We start from the raw sequence: 15087 nt of genomic DNA, 5'->3' as shown, positions 1-15087 counted from the left end.
AATCACTCGCAGTCAAGATGATAATCTATTGTTTTGAATAGATACATACGACTAACTTGAGGATCTGTCAAGAGGCTCGTCCCACCGCGATGCCGGCAGCGGCTCCGGATCCGCTCCGCGCCCGGACGGCGGCAGACAAGGCTTTACGTGATTTATGGCAAACCGTACATTTACGCGATAGATCGACATCGGATCCCCCACCCGCTTTTCAGCCAGGCGCTCGTATCCGGGCGCCCCGACTCAGGTCCTCGCGAGGCCCTTTGGAGTGCAATCCATGCCTGAAACCAAACACTGCCGGCTCTTGATCCTCGGATCCGGGCCTGCCGGCTATACCGCGGCCGTCTATGCGGCACGCGCCAACCTCAAGCCCGTCCTGGTGACGGGACTGGAGCAGGGCGGCCAACTGATGACGACCACGGAGGTCGACAACTGGGCGGGCGACCCGAACGGCGTCCAGGGTCCGGAACTCATGGATCGGATGCGCCGCCACGCCGAGCGCTTCGAGACCGAGATCATCTTCGACCACATCAACGAGACGGATCTCGGCAGCCGCCCCTTCAAGCTGACGGGCGACTCGGCCGTCTATACCTGCGACGCACTCATCATCGCCACGGGCGCCAGCGCCATGTATCTCGGCCTGCCGTCCGAACAGGAGTTCCGCGGTCGCGGCGTCTCGGCCTGCGCCACCTGCGACGGCTTCTTCTACCGCAATCAGAAGGTGGCGGTCATCGGAGGCGGCAACACCGCCGTCGAGGAGGCGCTCTATCTCTCCAATATCGCCTCCGAGGTCATCCTGGTGCATCGACGCGATGCCCTCAGGGCCGAAAAGATCCTGCAACAACAGCTGTTCGAAAAGGCCGAGCACGGCAATATCCGCATCGCCTGGAACCATGTGCTGGACGAGGTGCTGGGGGATGCCACGGGCGTCACCGGCATGCGCATCAAGAGCACCCAGGACGACTCCACCCAGGATATCGACCTGCAGGGCGTCTTCATCGCCATCGGGCACAAGCCGAACACCCGAATCTTCAGCGGTCAACTCGATATGGAGAAGGGATATATCCGAGTCCGAAGCGGGATTCAGGGCAATGCCACGGCCACCTCGGTGGCCGGGGTGTTCGCCGCCGGCGACGTCATGGACTCGGTCTATCGTCAGGCCATCACCTCGGCCGGCAGCGGCTGCATGGCGGCGCTGGACGCCGAGAAATACCTGGACGCACTGGAGGCCCGAGAATAACGAGCGACCGGCTCCACTTGGAGCCCGCGCCCCGACCCATATCTCATGGCCATGGACGGCCCGACCTCGACCCCGCGAAAACCCTATCTGGTCTCGACGCACGCGTCGATCGCCGAGATTCCGGCGCATGACTGGAACCGGCTCGCCAGCCCGGACACCCCCTTTCTGCGTCATGAATTTCTCGCCGCGATGGAGACACATGGCTGCGTCGGCGAGGAACTGGGATGGATCCCGCTCCACCTCGCGCTGCGAGACGAAGCCCAGCACCTGCTGGCCGTCGCCCCCTGCTATATCAAAACCAATTCATACGGCGAATTCGTCTTCGACTGGTCATGGGCAGACGCCTACCATCGCCACGGCCTGCGCTACTACCCCAAGCTGGTCATCGCCTCGCCCTATACCCCGGCAACCGGCCCCAGACTCCTGACCGGAGCGACGCCGGCCCGGGACCAGTATGCCAGTGCCCTGCTGCAGGGCGCCGCCCGAGTCGCCGAACGACTCGGCATCTCCTCCCTCCACTGCCTCTTCCACGCGGAAGAAGAGACGCGACTGCTCGAGGGATGCGGCTTCATGACCCGTCTCGGCTGTCAATTCCACTGGCACAATCAGGGATACGACAGCCTCGACCAGATGCTCGGCACCTTCACCTCAGCCAAGCGCAAGCAGGTCCGGCGCGAGCGCCGACGGGTCGCCGAAGCCGGGCTGCGGCTTCGACGCATCAGGGGCGACGAGGTCAATGAGGAGGAATGGAGCATCTTCCACCGTTTATACTGCAGCACCTTCGACAAGCGGGGCGGCATTCCGACCCTGAGTCTCGACTTCTTCCGCGCCATCGCCGAAGTCATGGGTGACAGCCTGCTGCTCGTCCTGGCCTATCGAGGCCGCCACATCGTCGCCGCAGCCTTCAATCTGATCGGAAACAGCTCGCTCTATGGACGCCATTGGGGATGCAACGAGGATTTCCATGGCCTTCATTTCGAAGCCTGTTACTATCAGGGACTCGAGTACTGCATCGAACAGGGTTTGGACCGCTTCGAACCAGGTGCCCAAGGTGAGCACAAGATCAGCCGAGGCTTCCTGCCGACCCGAACCTGGTCCGGTCACTGGGTGGCCGATCCAGGCTTCCGAACCGCCATCGCCCGCTTCCTCGAGAAGGACGTTCGCGGTATGGAGGAGTACCTCGCCGCAATGCAGACACACAGCCCCTATCGGAGCCATTGACGGAGCGTTACGCCGGCACCTCGTCCCTCGCCCTGACACGAACAGCCGATGATCGCTCTACTCGACCCCTACGACCGGCAGTCCTTCCCAGACCCGCGCGTCGCACTGCGCGAGCCGAACGGACTGCTTGCCGTCGGCGGCGACCTGAGCCCCGGGCGGCTGCACAACGCCTATCGGCGCGGGATCTTTCCCTGGTTCAACGCCGGAGACCCCATCCTCTGGTGGTCGCCCGACCCCCGCACGGTCCTCTTCCCCAATCTGATCCACACCTCGCGCAGCCTGCGCAAGCATCTGCGCAAGCCCGACTTCACAGTCTCCTTCGATCATGACTTCTTCGGCGTCATCGATGGCTGCGCACGACCGCGCGACAATCAGTGCGGAACCTGGCTGGTGCCTCAGATGATCGCGGCCTATCAGAAGCTCCACGCGCTGGGACTGGCCCATTCGGTCGAGGTATGGCGAGGCAGGGAACTGGTGGGCGGACTCTACGGCGTCGCGGTCGGCCGCGCCTTCTTCGGCGAATCCATGTTCAGCCGCGCCACCGACGCCTCTAAGGTCGCACTCGTCCATCTGTGCAAACGCCTGGCCGATTGGGAATTCGGGATCATCGACTGCCAGATGCGCACCGATCATCTGGTCCGGATGGGTGCGGTCGAGATTTCGCGCGAGTCCTTCCTGAACCTCCTCGACGACCACTGCCCCTCGCCCGGTTTCAATTACAGCTGGTTCGAGGGATTCAAGGAACAGGCGACAGCACTCCAGTCAAGGACCCACGAGCGCCCCGCTCCGCAACCGCCATGAGCCGGAATCCGCGATGACCCACAACAGCCCCCCTCGACACGGCCGGTATATCGCGCTCTACACCACCGCCGATCATCCATGTTCCTATCTGCAGGAGCGGTTGGCGAGAACGCTCTTCGTCGACCCGACGATCCATGTCGACAACACCACCTATCAGGCGCTCATCGACCAGGGATTCCGTCGCAGCGGCGACCATATCTACCGACCGACCTGCCGTGGATGCAACGCCTGCGTGCCCGTGCGCATCCCGGTCGATCGCTTCACGCCCGATCGCTCGCAGCGGCGCAACTGGCGATCGAACGCCCCGAGGATCGGTCTCCGCGATCGCCCGGCACATTTCGAACCCGACCACCTAAGGCTCTATCGGCGCTATCTCGAGCACCGGCATCCCGGCGGGAGCATGGCGGAAGACACCAGTGAAGACAGCTACCGGCGCTTTCTGGTCGATCCCTGGGGCGGAACGACCCGATTCATCGAACTCCGTCTCGCCGACAGACTGATCGGCGTCGCGGTCACCGACATCCTGGAACAGGGCCTCTCCGCCGTCTACACCTTCTTCGATCCGGCCTTGTCGGAGCTGGCCCCCGGCAACTTCGCCGTCCTGGGCCAGATCGAGCTCGCGCGACGCCTCGGACTGCCCTATCTCTATCTGGGCTACTGGATCGCCGAGAGCACGAAGATGGCCTACAAGGAACGCTATCGCCCGATCGAGGCATGGGACGGACGGGAATGGAAGGGATTCGAGCGTGGCGAGAAACTGAGGGTAGACTGATCGCGCCTTTCGATCGCATCGCGACATCGACAGGATGTGGTATACTCCGCAGGCTTTGACAGCCGAGTTGTTCACCTACGAATAAGCACTATGTCCAAAGACGACGTCATTCAAATGGAAGGCACGGTCACTGAGACCCTGCCGAATACGGTCTTCCGCGTCCAGCTCGAGAACGGCCATACCGTTACCGCCCACATTTCCGGGAAGATGCGCAAGCACTACATCCGGATCCTCACCGGCGACAAGGTCACGGTCGAACTCACTCCCTACGATCTCACCAAGGGACGCATCGTCTACCGCGCCAGATAAGGGTCGATCGATCGCGCCGTATCCTCCCCGGCAGAACCACTCCGCACAAGGACTGCCGAGAGATCCTGCATCACGGGTGGCGGTCGCCATCCTTGGCGGTGACCGCTCGACCGGAACGAGTCGGCACAGCCCCGCTTCCTCGAGCGCAGATGCAGCAATACTCTGATGCGTGTCGACGCCGACCTCAGGCGCCGACCAGATCGCGTATCTCGCCATTGATCTCGAAGGCGAGATCCTCGCCGTCCGCGCGTACCCGTACCTCCCCGCCATTGGCGAGATCGCCGAAGAGCAGTTCGTTCGCCAGCGGTTTCTTGATGTGCTGCTGGATGATCCGCGCCATGGGACGGGCACCCATCTTGGGATCGTATCCCCGTTTGGCCAGCCAGCGACGCGCATCCTGATCCAGCACCAGCTGGACCCGCTTCTCCGCCAGCTGCTGTTCGAGCTCGAACACGAACTTGTCGACGACACTCTGGATGGTCTCCTCGGTCAGCGAGGAGAACTGGACCACCGCATCCAGGCGGTTGCGGAATTCGGGCGAGAAATAGCGCTTCAGGGCCTCCATGCCATCGGTCGAGTGGTCCTGCTCGGTGAAGCCGATCGAGCGGCGCGCGGTCTCCTCGGCACCCGCGTTGGTCGTCATCACCAGCACCACGTTGCGGAAGTCCGCCTTGCGGCCGTTGTTGTCGGTCAGAGTCCCATGGTCCATGACCTGCAGGAGCAGATTGAAGACGTCTGGATGCGCCTTCTCGATCTCGTCCAGCAGCAGGACCGAATGGGGATGCTTGTTGATCTGCTCTGTCAGCAGGCCGCCCTGATCGAAGCCGACGTAGCCCGGGGGGGCTCCGATCAGGCGCGAGACCGTATGGCGCTCCATGTACTCGGACATATCGAAGCGCAACAGCTCCATACCGAGGATCCGGGCCAGCTGGCGCGTGACCTCGGTCTTGCCGACGCCGGTCGGACCGGTGAAGAGGAAGGAACCGATCGGCTTGCCCTCGTTGACCAGACCGGAGCGATTCATGCGGATCGCCGCGGTCAGGGCATCGATCGCCGGATCCTGGCCGTAGACCACCATCTTGAGGTCGCGGTCCAGATTCTTGAGCGACTCGGTATCCGAGGCCGAGACCCGCTTGGACGGAATGCGGGCGATCTTGGCGACGATCGACTCCACGTCCGAGACGTCGATACGCTTCTTGCGCTTGGAGGGTGCCATCAGCTGAACGAAGGCGCCCGCCTCGTCGATGACGTCGATGGCCTTGTCGGGCAGATGCCGGTCGTTGATGTGACGGCTCGACAGCTCGGCCGCCGCGCGCAGCGCCGGATTGGTGTAGCTCACCTGATGGTGCGCCTCGAAGCGCGACTTGAGCCCCTTGAGGATCAAGATCGTCTCCTCGACCGAGGGCTCATCCACGTCGATCTTCTGGAATCGGCGCGCCAGGGCACGATCCTTCTCGAAGATGCCGCGGTATTCCTGATAGGTCGTGGACCCGATACAGCGCAGATCGCCGGAGGCGAGCACGGGCTTGATGAGATTGGATGCATCCATGACGCCGCCGGACGCCGAGCCGGCCCCGATGATGGTATGGATCTCGTCGATGAACAGAATCGCGTGCGGCTGACGCTTGAGCTGCGCGAGAACGGACTTGAGCCGCTTCTCGAAGTCGCCGCGGTACTTGGTGCCGGCGACCAGGCCGCCGAGGTCGAGCGCGTAGATGACGGCCTTCTCCAGCACGTCCGGCACCTCGCCGTCGACGATCTTCTTCGCCAACCCCTCGGCGATGGCGGTCTTGCCGACACCCGCCTCCCCCACGAACAGGGGATTGTTCTTACGCCGCCGACAGAGGATCTGGATGGTCCGCTCCACCTCCTTCGCGCGCCCGATCAATGGATCGATGCGGCCCTGGCGTGCCATCTCATTGAGGTTGGTGGCGTAATTCTCCAGCGGCGAGCCGCCCTCCTTCTCCTCGCCCCGCACCTCGTCGGGATCGCTCGACGACTCCTCGTCCTGGCTCTCGCCCGGAACCTTGGAGATGCCATGCGAGATGAAATTCACCACGTCCAGACGCGTCACGTCCTGCTGGTTGAGCAGATAGACCGCCTGGGAATCCTGCTCGCTGAAGAGCGCGACCAGGACATTGGCCCCCGTGACCTCCTTCTTGCCCGCCGACTGGACATGGAAAACGGCGCGCTGCAGAACCCGCTGGAAGCCGAGGGTCGGCTGGGTGTCCCGCTCCTCGCTCTCGGGGATCAGCGGAGTCGTCTCCTCGATGAATGAGGCGATCTCCTTGCGCAGCCGCTCCGCGTCGGTTCCACAGGCGCGAAGCACCTTGGCCGCGGTCGGATTATCCAGCAAACACAGCAACATGTGCTCAACGGTCATGTATTCGTGATGCTTTGCGCGAGCCTCCTTGAAGGCCCGGTTTAGCGAAAATTCGAGTTCTTTGCTCAGCATCGGCGTATTTCCAAACGGGGGTTTATGAAACCGGGGGATCTATGAAGGCATCGTCAAGTTTCCGCACGGCGTTACATGCAAGCCGAGGCTCAGGCCTCTTCCATCGTACACATCAGCGGATGCTGATTGGTGCGCGCGTAATCGTTCACCTGGGCGACCTTGGTCTCCGCGATGTCCTTGGTGAACACGCCGCAGATACCCACGCCTCGCGTATGCACATGGAGCATAACTTGGGTCGCCTTTTCGCGATTCATACCGAAAAAGATCTCCAGAACCAGCACGACGAACTCCATCGGAGTGTAATCGTCGTTCAATAACAACACCTTGTACAAAGGTGGACGGCGTAGCTTGGGACGCGCCTCTTGGACCGTCAGTCCGGATTCGCGTTCCTCGCCTGGTATATCGTTGCTCATGATCTCGGATTCTAGTCAAGTTTAACTCGATGGCTGCCGATGGGCCCGGAGGGCGGAAACCTCAGCTTTCCGGATGGCCACGGGCACCAGGATCGCCAAGGCTTCCGGTACCACCGGAGCGCGCGGAAAGGGCTTTCGCATACGGCTCGAACAGCCGATTTGACCAGCGAAATCAACTCACTATACTACTGAATTGTGGTGCCCCAGATCTGATTCAAGACACGGCATCAGAAGAAGAATAATCATCGCTAACGAAAGCCCCGCAACCCTGGGAGGAGTGCGTCAATGATCACCGGTGTCGTCAAATGGTTCAATAACGCTAAGGGCTACGGCTTCGTGCAACCCGATGGACGCGACGAGGACGTTTTCGTCCACTTCTCGTCGATCGACATGGAAGGCTACAAAACGCTCCGGGAGGGACAGCGCGTCGAATTCGAATTGAGTGAGGGGCCGAAGGGGCTGCATGCCGCCAACGTTCATCGCGTCAGCTGATGCTCGACCTCGACCGAGCTGATTTTCACTGACTGGAGGCGGCCCTTGGGGCGGGGCCTCGCACCCCGACCCAAGGGCCAGCGCCCCGACTTACATCTTGCCGATCACGGCCTCTCCGAAGCCCGAGCAGCTCAGCTTGGTGGCACCTTCCATCAGACGATGCAGATCGTAGGTCACGGTCTTGGCCGCGATCGCCCCTTCCACACCCTTGATGACGAGATCGGCCGCCTCGGTCCAGCCCATGTGGCGCAGCATCATCTCGGCCGAGAGGATGAGCGAGGCCGGGTTGACCTGATCCTTGCCCGCATACTTGGGCGCCGTGCCGTGGGTCGCCTCGAACATGGCGACCGAATCGGACAGATTGGCGCCAGGCGCCATGCCGATCCCACCCACCTGGGCGGCCAGGGCGTCCGAGATGTAGTCGCCGTTGAGGTTCAGGGTGGCGATCACCGAATACTCCTTGGGTCGCAGCAGAATCTGCTGCAGGAAGGCGTCGGCGATCACGTCCTTGACGACGATCTCGCGGCCGGTCTTGGGATTCTTGAAGCTGCACCAGGGACCGCCGTCGATCTCGACCGCGCCGAATTCGGACTTGGCCAGATCGTAGCCCCACTGCTTGAAGGCACCCTCGGTGAACTTCATGATGTTGCCCTTGTGCACCAGGGTCACGGAGGGGCGGTCGTTGTCGATGGCATACTGGATGGCCTTGCGGGCCAGACGCTCGGTCCCCTCGCGCGAGACCGGCTTGATGCCGATGCCCGAGGTATCGGGGAAGCGGATCTTGGTCACGCCCATCTCGTTGCGCAGGAAATCGATCACCTTCTTGGCGCTCGCCGACCCTTCCTCCCACTCGATACCGGCATAGATGTCCTCCGAGTTCTCGCGGAAGATGACCATGTCGGTATGCTCGGGTGCCTTCAACGGGCTGGGGGTGCCGCTGAAATAGCGCACCGGGCGCAGGCAGACGTAGAGATCCAGCTCCTGGCGCAGGGTCACGTTCAGCGAACGGATACCGCCGCCGACGGGCGTGGTGAGCGGTCCCTTGATGGAGACCACGAAGTCCTTGACCGCCTCGAGCGTCTCCTCGGGCAGCCAGACGTCCTCGCCGTAGGTGCGGGTCGACTTCTCGCCGGCAAAGATCTCCATCCACTGGATCTGGCGCTTGCCCCCATAGGACTTCTCGACCGCGGCATCGACCACGGCACGCATCACCGGGGTAATGTCGACACCGATCCCATCGCCCTCGATGAAGGGGATGATGGGCTTGTCCGGAACGGACAGGGAAAGGTCTGAATCGACCTTGATCTTTTCGCCAGCGGTCGGGATCTGTATCTTCTGGTAGGCCATGTGCATCACTCTTCGGCGGTGTAGAGAAACGCGTGATCCTACCATCCCGCCGCTTTCTTGAGCAGGTCCAATAGCGCGACCGCGACCGCATCGACGCATCCCAGCCGCCACCGCGGGCACGGACAGACCGAAAGAGATCCCCTTATATGCTCGCCCTCCACTCGACCGGTACCTCTAATGTCGCCGGCCGAGAGAGGGTTCCGACGCGAAGTCCAGTCAGCGAGCCCGAATCCTCAGCACCTCCTCCCCGTCGGGGTCCGTCAGATGGACCGCGCAGGCGATGCAGGGATCGAAGCTGTGCACCGTGCGCAGGATCTCGAGCGGCTGATCCACATCGGCCAGATCATGACCCTGGAGTGCGGCCTCATAGGGACCGGGCTGGCCGCCCGCGTCTCGCGGACCCGCATTCCAGGTGCTGGGCACCACGGCCTGGTAGTTGGCGGTCCGGCCGTCCTCGATGACGATCCAGTGTCCCAAGGCGCCGCGCGGCGCCTCCAGATGTCCGACACCCCTGGCCGTGGAGGGCCAGGTGGACGGATCCCAGAGGGTCTCGTTGAAGGTCCGGAGGTCGCCGCCGCGGATGTTGGCGAGCAACCGATCGAACCAGCCGTCCATGGCCTCGACCATGATCTGGGTCTCCAAGGCCCTGGCCGCCGTTCGCCCCATCGTCGAGTAGAGCGCGTCGAGCGGCAGATCGAGCGAGGCGAGCGTTGCGTCGGCCAATTCCCTGGTCCGCTCGTGCCCGGTCGCATAGAGCATCAGGACCCGGGCCAGGGGACCGACCTCGACCGGACGACCGCGCCAGCGCGGCGATTTGAGCCAGGAATACTGGCCGTCGACGTCCAGCTGCTGGTAGGGCGGCTCCGGCCCGGTATAGTCGAAGTCGGTCTCGCCGGCATAGGGATGCAACCCGGCATCCTTGCCGCCGCCATAGGCGTACCAGGAGCGCGAGACGAACTCCTGGATCTCCCCCTCGGCATTCAGATCGACCTCGCGGATGTCGGAGAGATTGCGATCGAGGATGACGCCGCCCGGAACCAGATAGGAACTGCGGTCGCCGAAACCATTGGCGGGGAAGTCGCCGTAGCACATGAAATTGCCGACGCCCTCGCCCATCTGGAACCAGTCCTTGTAGAAACCCGCGATCGCCACCGTGTCCGGCAGATAGACCTGCTCGACGAAGGCGTGCATCTCGGCGATGAGCGAGCGCACCCGCTCCAGCCCCACCATGTCGACCGCCGTTCCGGACTGATTGCCCGAGTCGATGCTGATGGCGCAGGGCACGCCGCCCACGACCAGATTGGGATGCGGATTCTTGCCGCCGAAGATGGCATGGAGCTGCGCCACCTCGCGCTGCCAGGCGAGCGCCTCGAGATAGTGCGCGACCGCCATCAGATTGGCCTCGGGCGGCAGCCTGTAGGCCGGATGCCCCCAATAGCCGTTGGCGAAGATCCCGAGCTGCCCGGACTCCACGAATCCCTTCAGCTTCTGCTGGACGTCCGCGAAATAGCCCGGGGACGACTTGGAATGACGGCTGATGGACTGGGCCAGCTCGGAGGTGGCCTTGGGATCCGCGCTCAGTGCGGACACCACGTCGACCCAGTCCAGCGCATGCAGGTGGTAGAAGTGCATGACATGGTCGTGCACGTACTGGGCGGCCACCATGAGATTGCGGATCAGCTCGGCGTTCGGCGGAATGGGATAGTCCAACGCATCCTCGACGGCGCGCACCCCGGCCAGTCCGTGGACCAGGGTGCAGACGCCGCAGATGCGCTGAACGAAGGCCCAGGCGTCGCGCGGATCCCGGCCCCGCACGATCGTCTCGATGCCGCGCACCATGGTGCCGGACGAGTAGGCGCTCTGGATGCGATTCCCGTCCATCTGCGCCTCGATCCGCAGGTGACCCTCGATCCGGGTCACCGGATCGACCACTAGCCTCGTACTCATGCGGCCTCCCCTCGAATCGGCATCACCGAGCCGGTGCGCGGCTCATCCACGAGGTGGTCGGCGACCAGCTCGACCAGGCTCTCGACCCGCTTGTCCCAGTGGTTCTTCTGGCGGCCGGCCTCGAAGTTCAGCCGGCAGCTGGCGCAGCTCACGACGACCGTCCCGGCGCCGGTGGCATCCACCTGCTGCATCTTGATCCGGAAGGACTCGTCGCGCAGACGCGTGGCGCGTTCGAGCAGGAAGATGCCGGCACCGCCGCCGCAGCACCAGTTGAACTCCCGGTTGGCCGGCATCTCGACGAGATCCGCATGCATCGCCTCGAGCAGGGCGCGCGGCTCTTCGAAGGCCCCTCCCCGCCGCCCGGTCTTGCAGGGATCGTGATAGGTGAGGCGCCCCTCGATCGGCGTCAGCCTCAGCCGACCGGCCTTGGCCTGACGCCCCAGATACTCGGACATGTACATCATCTCGAACGGGAGCTCCCCGCCCTTGAGCATGGGGTTCCAGCGCAGCGCCGGATAGGCGTGGCCGCACTCGGCGATGACAAGCGTCTTGGCCCCGATGCGCTCGGCAGCGGCGACGATGGGACCGACCTGCTTTCGCCACAGCGCCATGTCTCCCGACAGCAGACCGAAGTTCGCGCTCTCGAAGCCATCGCTGCAGATGGTCCAGTCGACGCCCAGATGATTCATCACCTTGGCCGTCGCCAGCAGCCCCTGACCGTTGCCCATGAGGTCGACGGCAGAGCTCAGGACCATCACCTCGGCCCGGTCGCGGTCCAGCGGGATCTCGATCCCGGCCTGCTCCCGGATGGTGTCGACCAGTTGCCTCACCACCTCCGCGGATGCGCCGAACACGGTGCCGCGATGCTTCTGTTCCATGCGCAGCGCCTCGAGCTCCGGCGGCACCAGTTCGGCGGCCACCAGCGCGCTGCGCTGGTGATGTACCAGCGAGGCGATATCGATCCCCATGGGACAGACCATGGTGCAGCGACCGCATTCCGAGCAGGAGTCGTAGACCAGCTCCTGGAGCGCCTCGAGATCGGAGAGCTTGACCGGACTCGTGACCAGGCGGTACCACCAGCGCAAGGGTCCCAGCTCGCGCTGATAGACCCGCCGATAGAGGTTCATCTTGCGCAGTGGCGCATACTTGGTGTCGCCCGTGGCCTGGAAATAGTGACAGGCATTGGTGCACTGACCGCAGCGGATACAGCTCTCGAGCCACACAGCCTCGTCGGCGTTGGTTTCCGCGATCAGGGTAGCGACCGCCTTCCTGACCCGCACGCTCTCGGGAAGGCTCGGAGGGGGCGCCATCTCGCGCAGCATCCCGATCTGGGAGGCGAATCCCTGGAAGACCTGATCGAAGGTCGGAAAGATACGTTTCGGTGCGGCGATGCTGCTCATATCCGAACCCCCTTATGGGCATAGACGACGCCGCTCTGGGCGCGCGAGAAGATGAACCAGAAGGCATGCATCAGCTTGCCGAACGGGAACCAGGCGAACAGCAGGGCCGCGCTCAGGATGTGAATGGCCAGCATGGTCTCGTACCTGAGCCCCAGATGGGCGAAAGCCATGAGTCCGGTCACCAGTGGCGCAGCCATCACCAGCCAGGAGAAATAGTCCCCCCAATTGGAGCAATAGACGCCCGGCTTGGAGACCCGCCGGGCGACGAGCGCGAGCAGGGATGCCAGGGCCATGATCCCGGCCCCGACCCCGAAGGCGTTGGGCAGCCCCGGCCAGGAGGCGCCGGTCAGGCTGGTGATGAACTCGATGTGCGGGACGATCCCGATCACCACGACCAGCGTGGCCAGATGGAAACCATAGGCCATGGCCGTCTGATAGCGGGTCGTGGTCCTGAACTCCCCGCTCGGCCAGGCGCGGCTGAAGACGGTTCGATAGCCCTTGAAGTTGCCGAAGGCATCCCTGGGCCGTGAGAGATCGGCGCCGCGCGTGAGTACCAGAACGCCGAGCAGACGCCAGATGATGCCGGTCACCATGATGATGAGAGACCAATGGATCGCCGGCCCCCGTGCGAAATCCAGCAGAGTCATGGACCTAATCCTCCTAATGTGGCGGACGGATGAATCCTTCGGACGCAGACATCCCGAGAGGGGTCAGTCGTCCGAATCCAGTTCCGTCTCTGTTTTGTGCTTCTTGCCGCGGGCGAGTACCGCCGCACCCGCGCCCGCGACGGCGCCCAGCGAGGCTGCAACCGCGATCTTGGGCCCGCTGCCGAACTGCCCCATCGCAACCGAATCGTAGATCCCGCCCTTGTCCCAGAAATTCGGCTCGGAACAGCCGATACAGCCGTGTCCGGACTGGATCGGGAAGCTCGTGCCCTGATTCCATTTGATCTGGGCGCAGGCGTTGTAGGTCTCCGGGGCCTTGCACCCCAGCTTGTAGAGACACCAGCCCCGGCGGGCGCCCTCGTCGTCGAAGGTCTCGGCGAACAGACCGCGGTCGTAGAAGGGACGGCGGTAACAGCGGTCGTGGATGTTCTCGCCGTAGAAGGCCAGCGGACGCCCGAGCCGATCCAGCTCGGGCATGACCCCCATCGCCAGGTAGTGCGCGATCAGCCCCGTGATGGCGAGCGGCAGGGGCGGACAGCCGGGGATGTTCACGATCGGGCGATCCTTGACGATCTCCTCCACGGACATGGCACCCGTGGGATTGGGATCCGCCTTGGGCAGTCCGCCATAGGCGGCGCAGGTCCCGATCGCGATGATCGCGGCGGCGCCCGCCGCGCCTTCCTTCAGCATGTCGAGATTGCTGATCCCGGCGATGGTCGAATAGGCCTTGACCGAGGGGATCGAGCCGTCGACCAACAGCAGATACTGGCCGTCGTTCTCGTGCATCGCCTCCTCGCGGGCCGCCTCCGCCGCCGCGCCCGAGGCCGCCTGCAGGGTGTGGTGATAGTCCAGCGAGATGAAATCGAAGATGAGCCCTTCGATGCTCGGCGCGTTGGAACGGGTCAGGGCCTCGGTGCATCCGGTGCACTCTTGAAAGGAAAGCCAGATCACCGAGGGACGGCGCGCCTGTTCCAGCGCCTCGGCCAACGCCGTTACGCTCGAGGCAGGCAAGGCCATCATAGAGGCCATGGCGGAGCAGAACTTGAGAAAAGCCCTGCGGCTGACGCCGCGGTGACGCAAAAAGCCACCCAGGGTTCTTTCGGTCGTCATCGAGTCCTCCATCATCCCCATCGAATTATGTTTATCGATTCCGGGAGAGTCGACCCCGGACGATTTCCTTATTGAGACATCTCCCCCATTCCGTTGGCCCTAATGACAGCCGTCCATCCAAAGACGAAATCCACCGAAGACAAATAGCCGATCAAGCCGTCAAGCCTTCATCCAGATGTACACAGATATAAACATGACGGACCAATAAAGTCATTTGACTCAGATCAAGGCAAAAAGCATCTCGCATCGATTTAGACGGAAACGACGAACGAATCAATGATATTGCAAATACATGATTGAAAAAGAATATTCTACGAGTTGGCAGTATTATAATAATCTTAAATTAACGACTTACCGCATACCCATGTGCCAGTTGACACGATAATGACAAGAGCCGCGAATCAGGACATGAACACGACCCGATGCAGCCGGCTATCCAGAAAACACAGGAGACGGGAAACCACGAAAACGAACATCGAGAACTCGACTCGGCCTCGAGCCATATGAGATCAATGGCGCGCGGATGCCGGAAACATGAATTCGTGAGCCAGATACGATGCCGAAGAACGGAAGAGGATCGAGCGCGCAATGCCCTCGAAATGGTGAGATGCGAAAACGCGGCCTAGCGCCGGCGATGCAATGGGGAAGATATGCCCCTGGACCAGAATCGCGTACCTGGAAAGGCCCGCGAAACGCGTAGCCGAGAGTCAGGGAGACGATGAAACGGCGGGTGGACCTGATTCGACCCGAAACGAAACGACTCGAAGACGGCGTCTTCGAGTCGCGTGCGGACCAGGCATCTCGTAAAGCGAGATGCGACGATCGTCGAACCGGCGGTCGCTCAGGAGACGAGGCCGTAAAGCATCATCATGGGGACGAGAACGACGATCGAGATCGAAACGATCTCGCTGAAGGTCA

Annotated in this window: 13 protein-coding genes; 6 read left to right on the top strand and 7 right to left on the bottom strand. The window is 62.8% G+C overall.

The window, feature by feature from the left end:
* Nucleotides 1-274: 274 nt before the first annotated feature.
* The 5 genes from trxB to infA all read left to right on the top strand — a co-directional run bounded on the left by trxB (nucleotide 275) and on the right by infA (nucleotide 4340).
* On the top strand, nucleotides 275-1237 hold the full coding sequence (gene trxB / locus D779_RS05560; protein ID WP_043750711.1) for a thioredoxin-disulfide reductase: 963 nt from the start codon (nucleotides 275-277) through the stop codon (nucleotides 1235-1237).
* A 51-nt stretch (nucleotides 1238-1288) separates the two neighbouring features.
* On the top strand, nucleotides 1289-2458 hold the full coding sequence (locus D779_RS05555) for a GNAT family N-acetyltransferase (RefSeq protein ID WP_052347873.1): 1170 nt from the start codon (nucleotides 1289-1291) through the stop codon (nucleotides 2456-2458).
* A 48-nt stretch (nucleotides 2459-2506) separates the two neighbouring features.
* On the top strand, nucleotides 2507-3259 hold the full coding sequence (aat, locus tag D779_RS05550) for a leucyl/phenylalanyl-tRNA--protein transferase (RefSeq protein WP_052347867.1): 753 nt from the start codon (nucleotides 2507-2509) through the stop codon (nucleotides 3257-3259).
* A 13-nt stretch (nucleotides 3260-3272) separates the two neighbouring features.
* The gene (locus tag D779_RS05545) at nucleotides 3273-4031 is read left to right on the top strand and encodes an arginyltransferase (protein ID WP_043750708.1); all 759 of its coding nucleotides are present in this window, start codon (nucleotides 3273-3275) and stop codon (nucleotides 4029-4031) included.
* A 90-nt stretch (nucleotides 4032-4121) separates the two neighbouring features.
* Entirely contained in the window at nucleotides 4122-4340 is a 219-nt protein-coding gene (infA, locus tag D779_RS05540) for a translation initiation factor IF-1 (RefSeq protein ID WP_012971469.1), read from the top strand.
* A 184-nt stretch (nucleotides 4341-4524) separates the two neighbouring features.
* On the opposite strand, the gene clpA is transcribed toward infA, so the two are convergent.
* Together clpA and clpS are read right to left on the bottom strand one after the other, a co-directional pair.
* Nucleotides 4525-6795: an ATP-dependent Clp protease ATP-binding subunit ClpA gene (gene clpA, locus D779_RS05535; protein ID WP_043750703.1), complete on the bottom strand. Its 2271-nt coding sequence runs from the start codon at nucleotides 6793-6795 to the stop codon at nucleotides 4525-4527.
* Between the two features lie 89 nt (nucleotides 6796-6884).
* Complete coding sequence (gene clpS, locus D779_RS05530) at nucleotides 6885-7208, bottom strand: ATP-dependent Clp protease adapter ClpS (protein WP_043750700.1); 324 nt, start codon at nucleotides 7206-7208, stop codon at nucleotides 6885-6887.
* 285 nt (nucleotides 7209-7493) lie between these two features.
* Between clpS and D779_RS05525 the strand changes: the two genes are divergently transcribed.
* Complete coding sequence (locus tag D779_RS05525; RefSeq protein WP_043750695.1) at nucleotides 7494-7700, top strand: cold-shock protein; 207 nt, start codon at nucleotides 7494-7496, stop codon at nucleotides 7698-7700.
* Nucleotides 7701-7790: 90 nt separating this feature from the next.
* Here D779_RS05525 and icd read toward each other — a convergent pair whose 3' ends face one another.
* The 5 genes from icd to D779_RS05500 form a co-directional block, all read right to left on the bottom strand.
* On the bottom strand, nucleotides 7791-9047 hold the full coding sequence (gene icd, locus D779_RS05520) for an NADP-dependent isocitrate dehydrogenase (RefSeq protein WP_043750864.1): 1257 nt from the start codon (nucleotides 9045-9047) through the stop codon (nucleotides 7791-7793).
* 216 nt (nucleotides 9048-9263) lie between these two features.
* On the bottom strand, nucleotides 9264-10994 hold the full coding sequence (locus tag D779_RS05515) for a nickel-dependent hydrogenase large subunit (protein ID WP_043750691.1): 1731 nt from the start codon (nucleotides 10992-10994) through the stop codon (nucleotides 9264-9266).
* Nucleotides 10991-12394, bottom strand: a complete 1404-nt coding sequence (locus tag D779_RS05510) for a (Fe-S)-binding protein (RefSeq protein ID WP_052347866.1) — start codon at nucleotides 12392-12394, stop codon at nucleotides 10991-10993. The genes D779_RS05515 and D779_RS05510 overlap by 4 nt, the downstream gene beginning before the upstream one ends.
* A complete protein-coding gene (locus D779_RS05505; RefSeq protein ID WP_043750688.1) occupies nucleotides 12391-13041 on the bottom strand; it encodes a hypothetical protein in 651 nt (216 codons plus the stop codon). Before D779_RS05505 ends, D779_RS05510 begins: the two co-directional genes overlap by 4 nt.
* A 63-nt stretch (nucleotides 13042-13104) precedes the next feature.
* The gene (locus D779_RS05500; RefSeq protein WP_043750858.1) at nucleotides 13105-14169 is read right to left on the bottom strand and encodes a hydrogenase small subunit; all 1065 of its coding nucleotides are present in this window, start codon (nucleotides 14167-14169) and stop codon (nucleotides 13105-13107) included.
* Nucleotides 14170-15087: the final 918 nt, after the last annotated feature.

This window comes from Imhoffiella purpurea (assembly GCF_000585215.1).
In the GTDB taxonomy this organism is placed as follows: domain Bacteria; phylum Pseudomonadota; class Gammaproteobacteria; order Chromatiales; family Chromatiaceae; genus Imhoffiella; species Imhoffiella purpurea.
This window is presented reverse-complemented; position numbering and strand designations above follow the sequence as displayed.

Excerpts from the sequence above, each read along its gene's own strand:
- clpA (WP_043750703.1), bottom strand. The coding sequence starts at position 6,795 with ATGCTGAGCAAAGAACTCGAATTTTCGCTAAACCGGGCCTTCAAGGAG.
- D779_RS05525 (WP_043750695.1), top strand. The coding sequence starts at position 7,494 with ATGATCACCGGTGTCGTCAAATGGTTCAATAACGCTAAGGGCTACGGC.
- D779_RS05505 (WP_043750688.1), bottom strand. The coding sequence starts at position 13,041 with ATGACTCTGCTGGATTTCGCACGGGGGCCGGCGATCCATTGGTCTCTC.
- D779_RS05545 (WP_043750708.1), top strand. The coding sequence starts at position 3,273 with ATGACCCACAACAGCCCCCCTCGACACGGCCGGTATATCGCGCTCTAC.
- icd (WP_043750864.1), bottom strand. The coding sequence starts at position 9,047 with ATGGCCTACCAGAAGATACAGATCCCGACCGCTGGCGAAAAGATCAAG.
- D779_RS05555 (WP_052347873.1), top strand. The coding sequence starts at position 1,289 with ATGGACGGCCCGACCTCGACCCCGCGAAAACCCTATCTGGTCTCGACG.
- infA (WP_012971469.1), top strand. The coding sequence starts at position 4,122 with ATGTCCAAAGACGACGTCATTCAAATGGAAGGCACGGTCACTGAGACC.
- D779_RS05515 (WP_043750691.1), bottom strand. The coding sequence starts at position 10,994 with ATGAGTACGAGGCTAGTGGTCGATCCGGTGACCCGGATCGAGGGTCAC.
- aat (WP_052347867.1), top strand. The coding sequence starts at position 2,507 with ATGATCGCTCTACTCGACCCCTACGACCGGCAGTCCTTCCCAGACCCG.
- clpS (WP_043750700.1), bottom strand. The coding sequence starts at position 7,208 with ATGAGCAACGATATACCAGGCGAGGAACGCGAATCCGGACTGACGGTC.
- D779_RS05510 (WP_052347866.1), bottom strand. The coding sequence starts at position 12,394 with ATGAGCAGCATCGCCGCACCGAAACGTATCTTTCCGACCTTCGATCAG.
- D779_RS05500 (WP_043750858.1), bottom strand. The coding sequence starts at position 14,169 with ATGACGACCGAAAGAACCCTGGGTGGCTTTTTGCGTCACCGCGGCGTC.
- trxB (WP_043750711.1), top strand. The coding sequence starts at position 275 with ATGCCTGAAACCAAACACTGCCGGCTCTTGATCCTCGGATCCGGGCCT.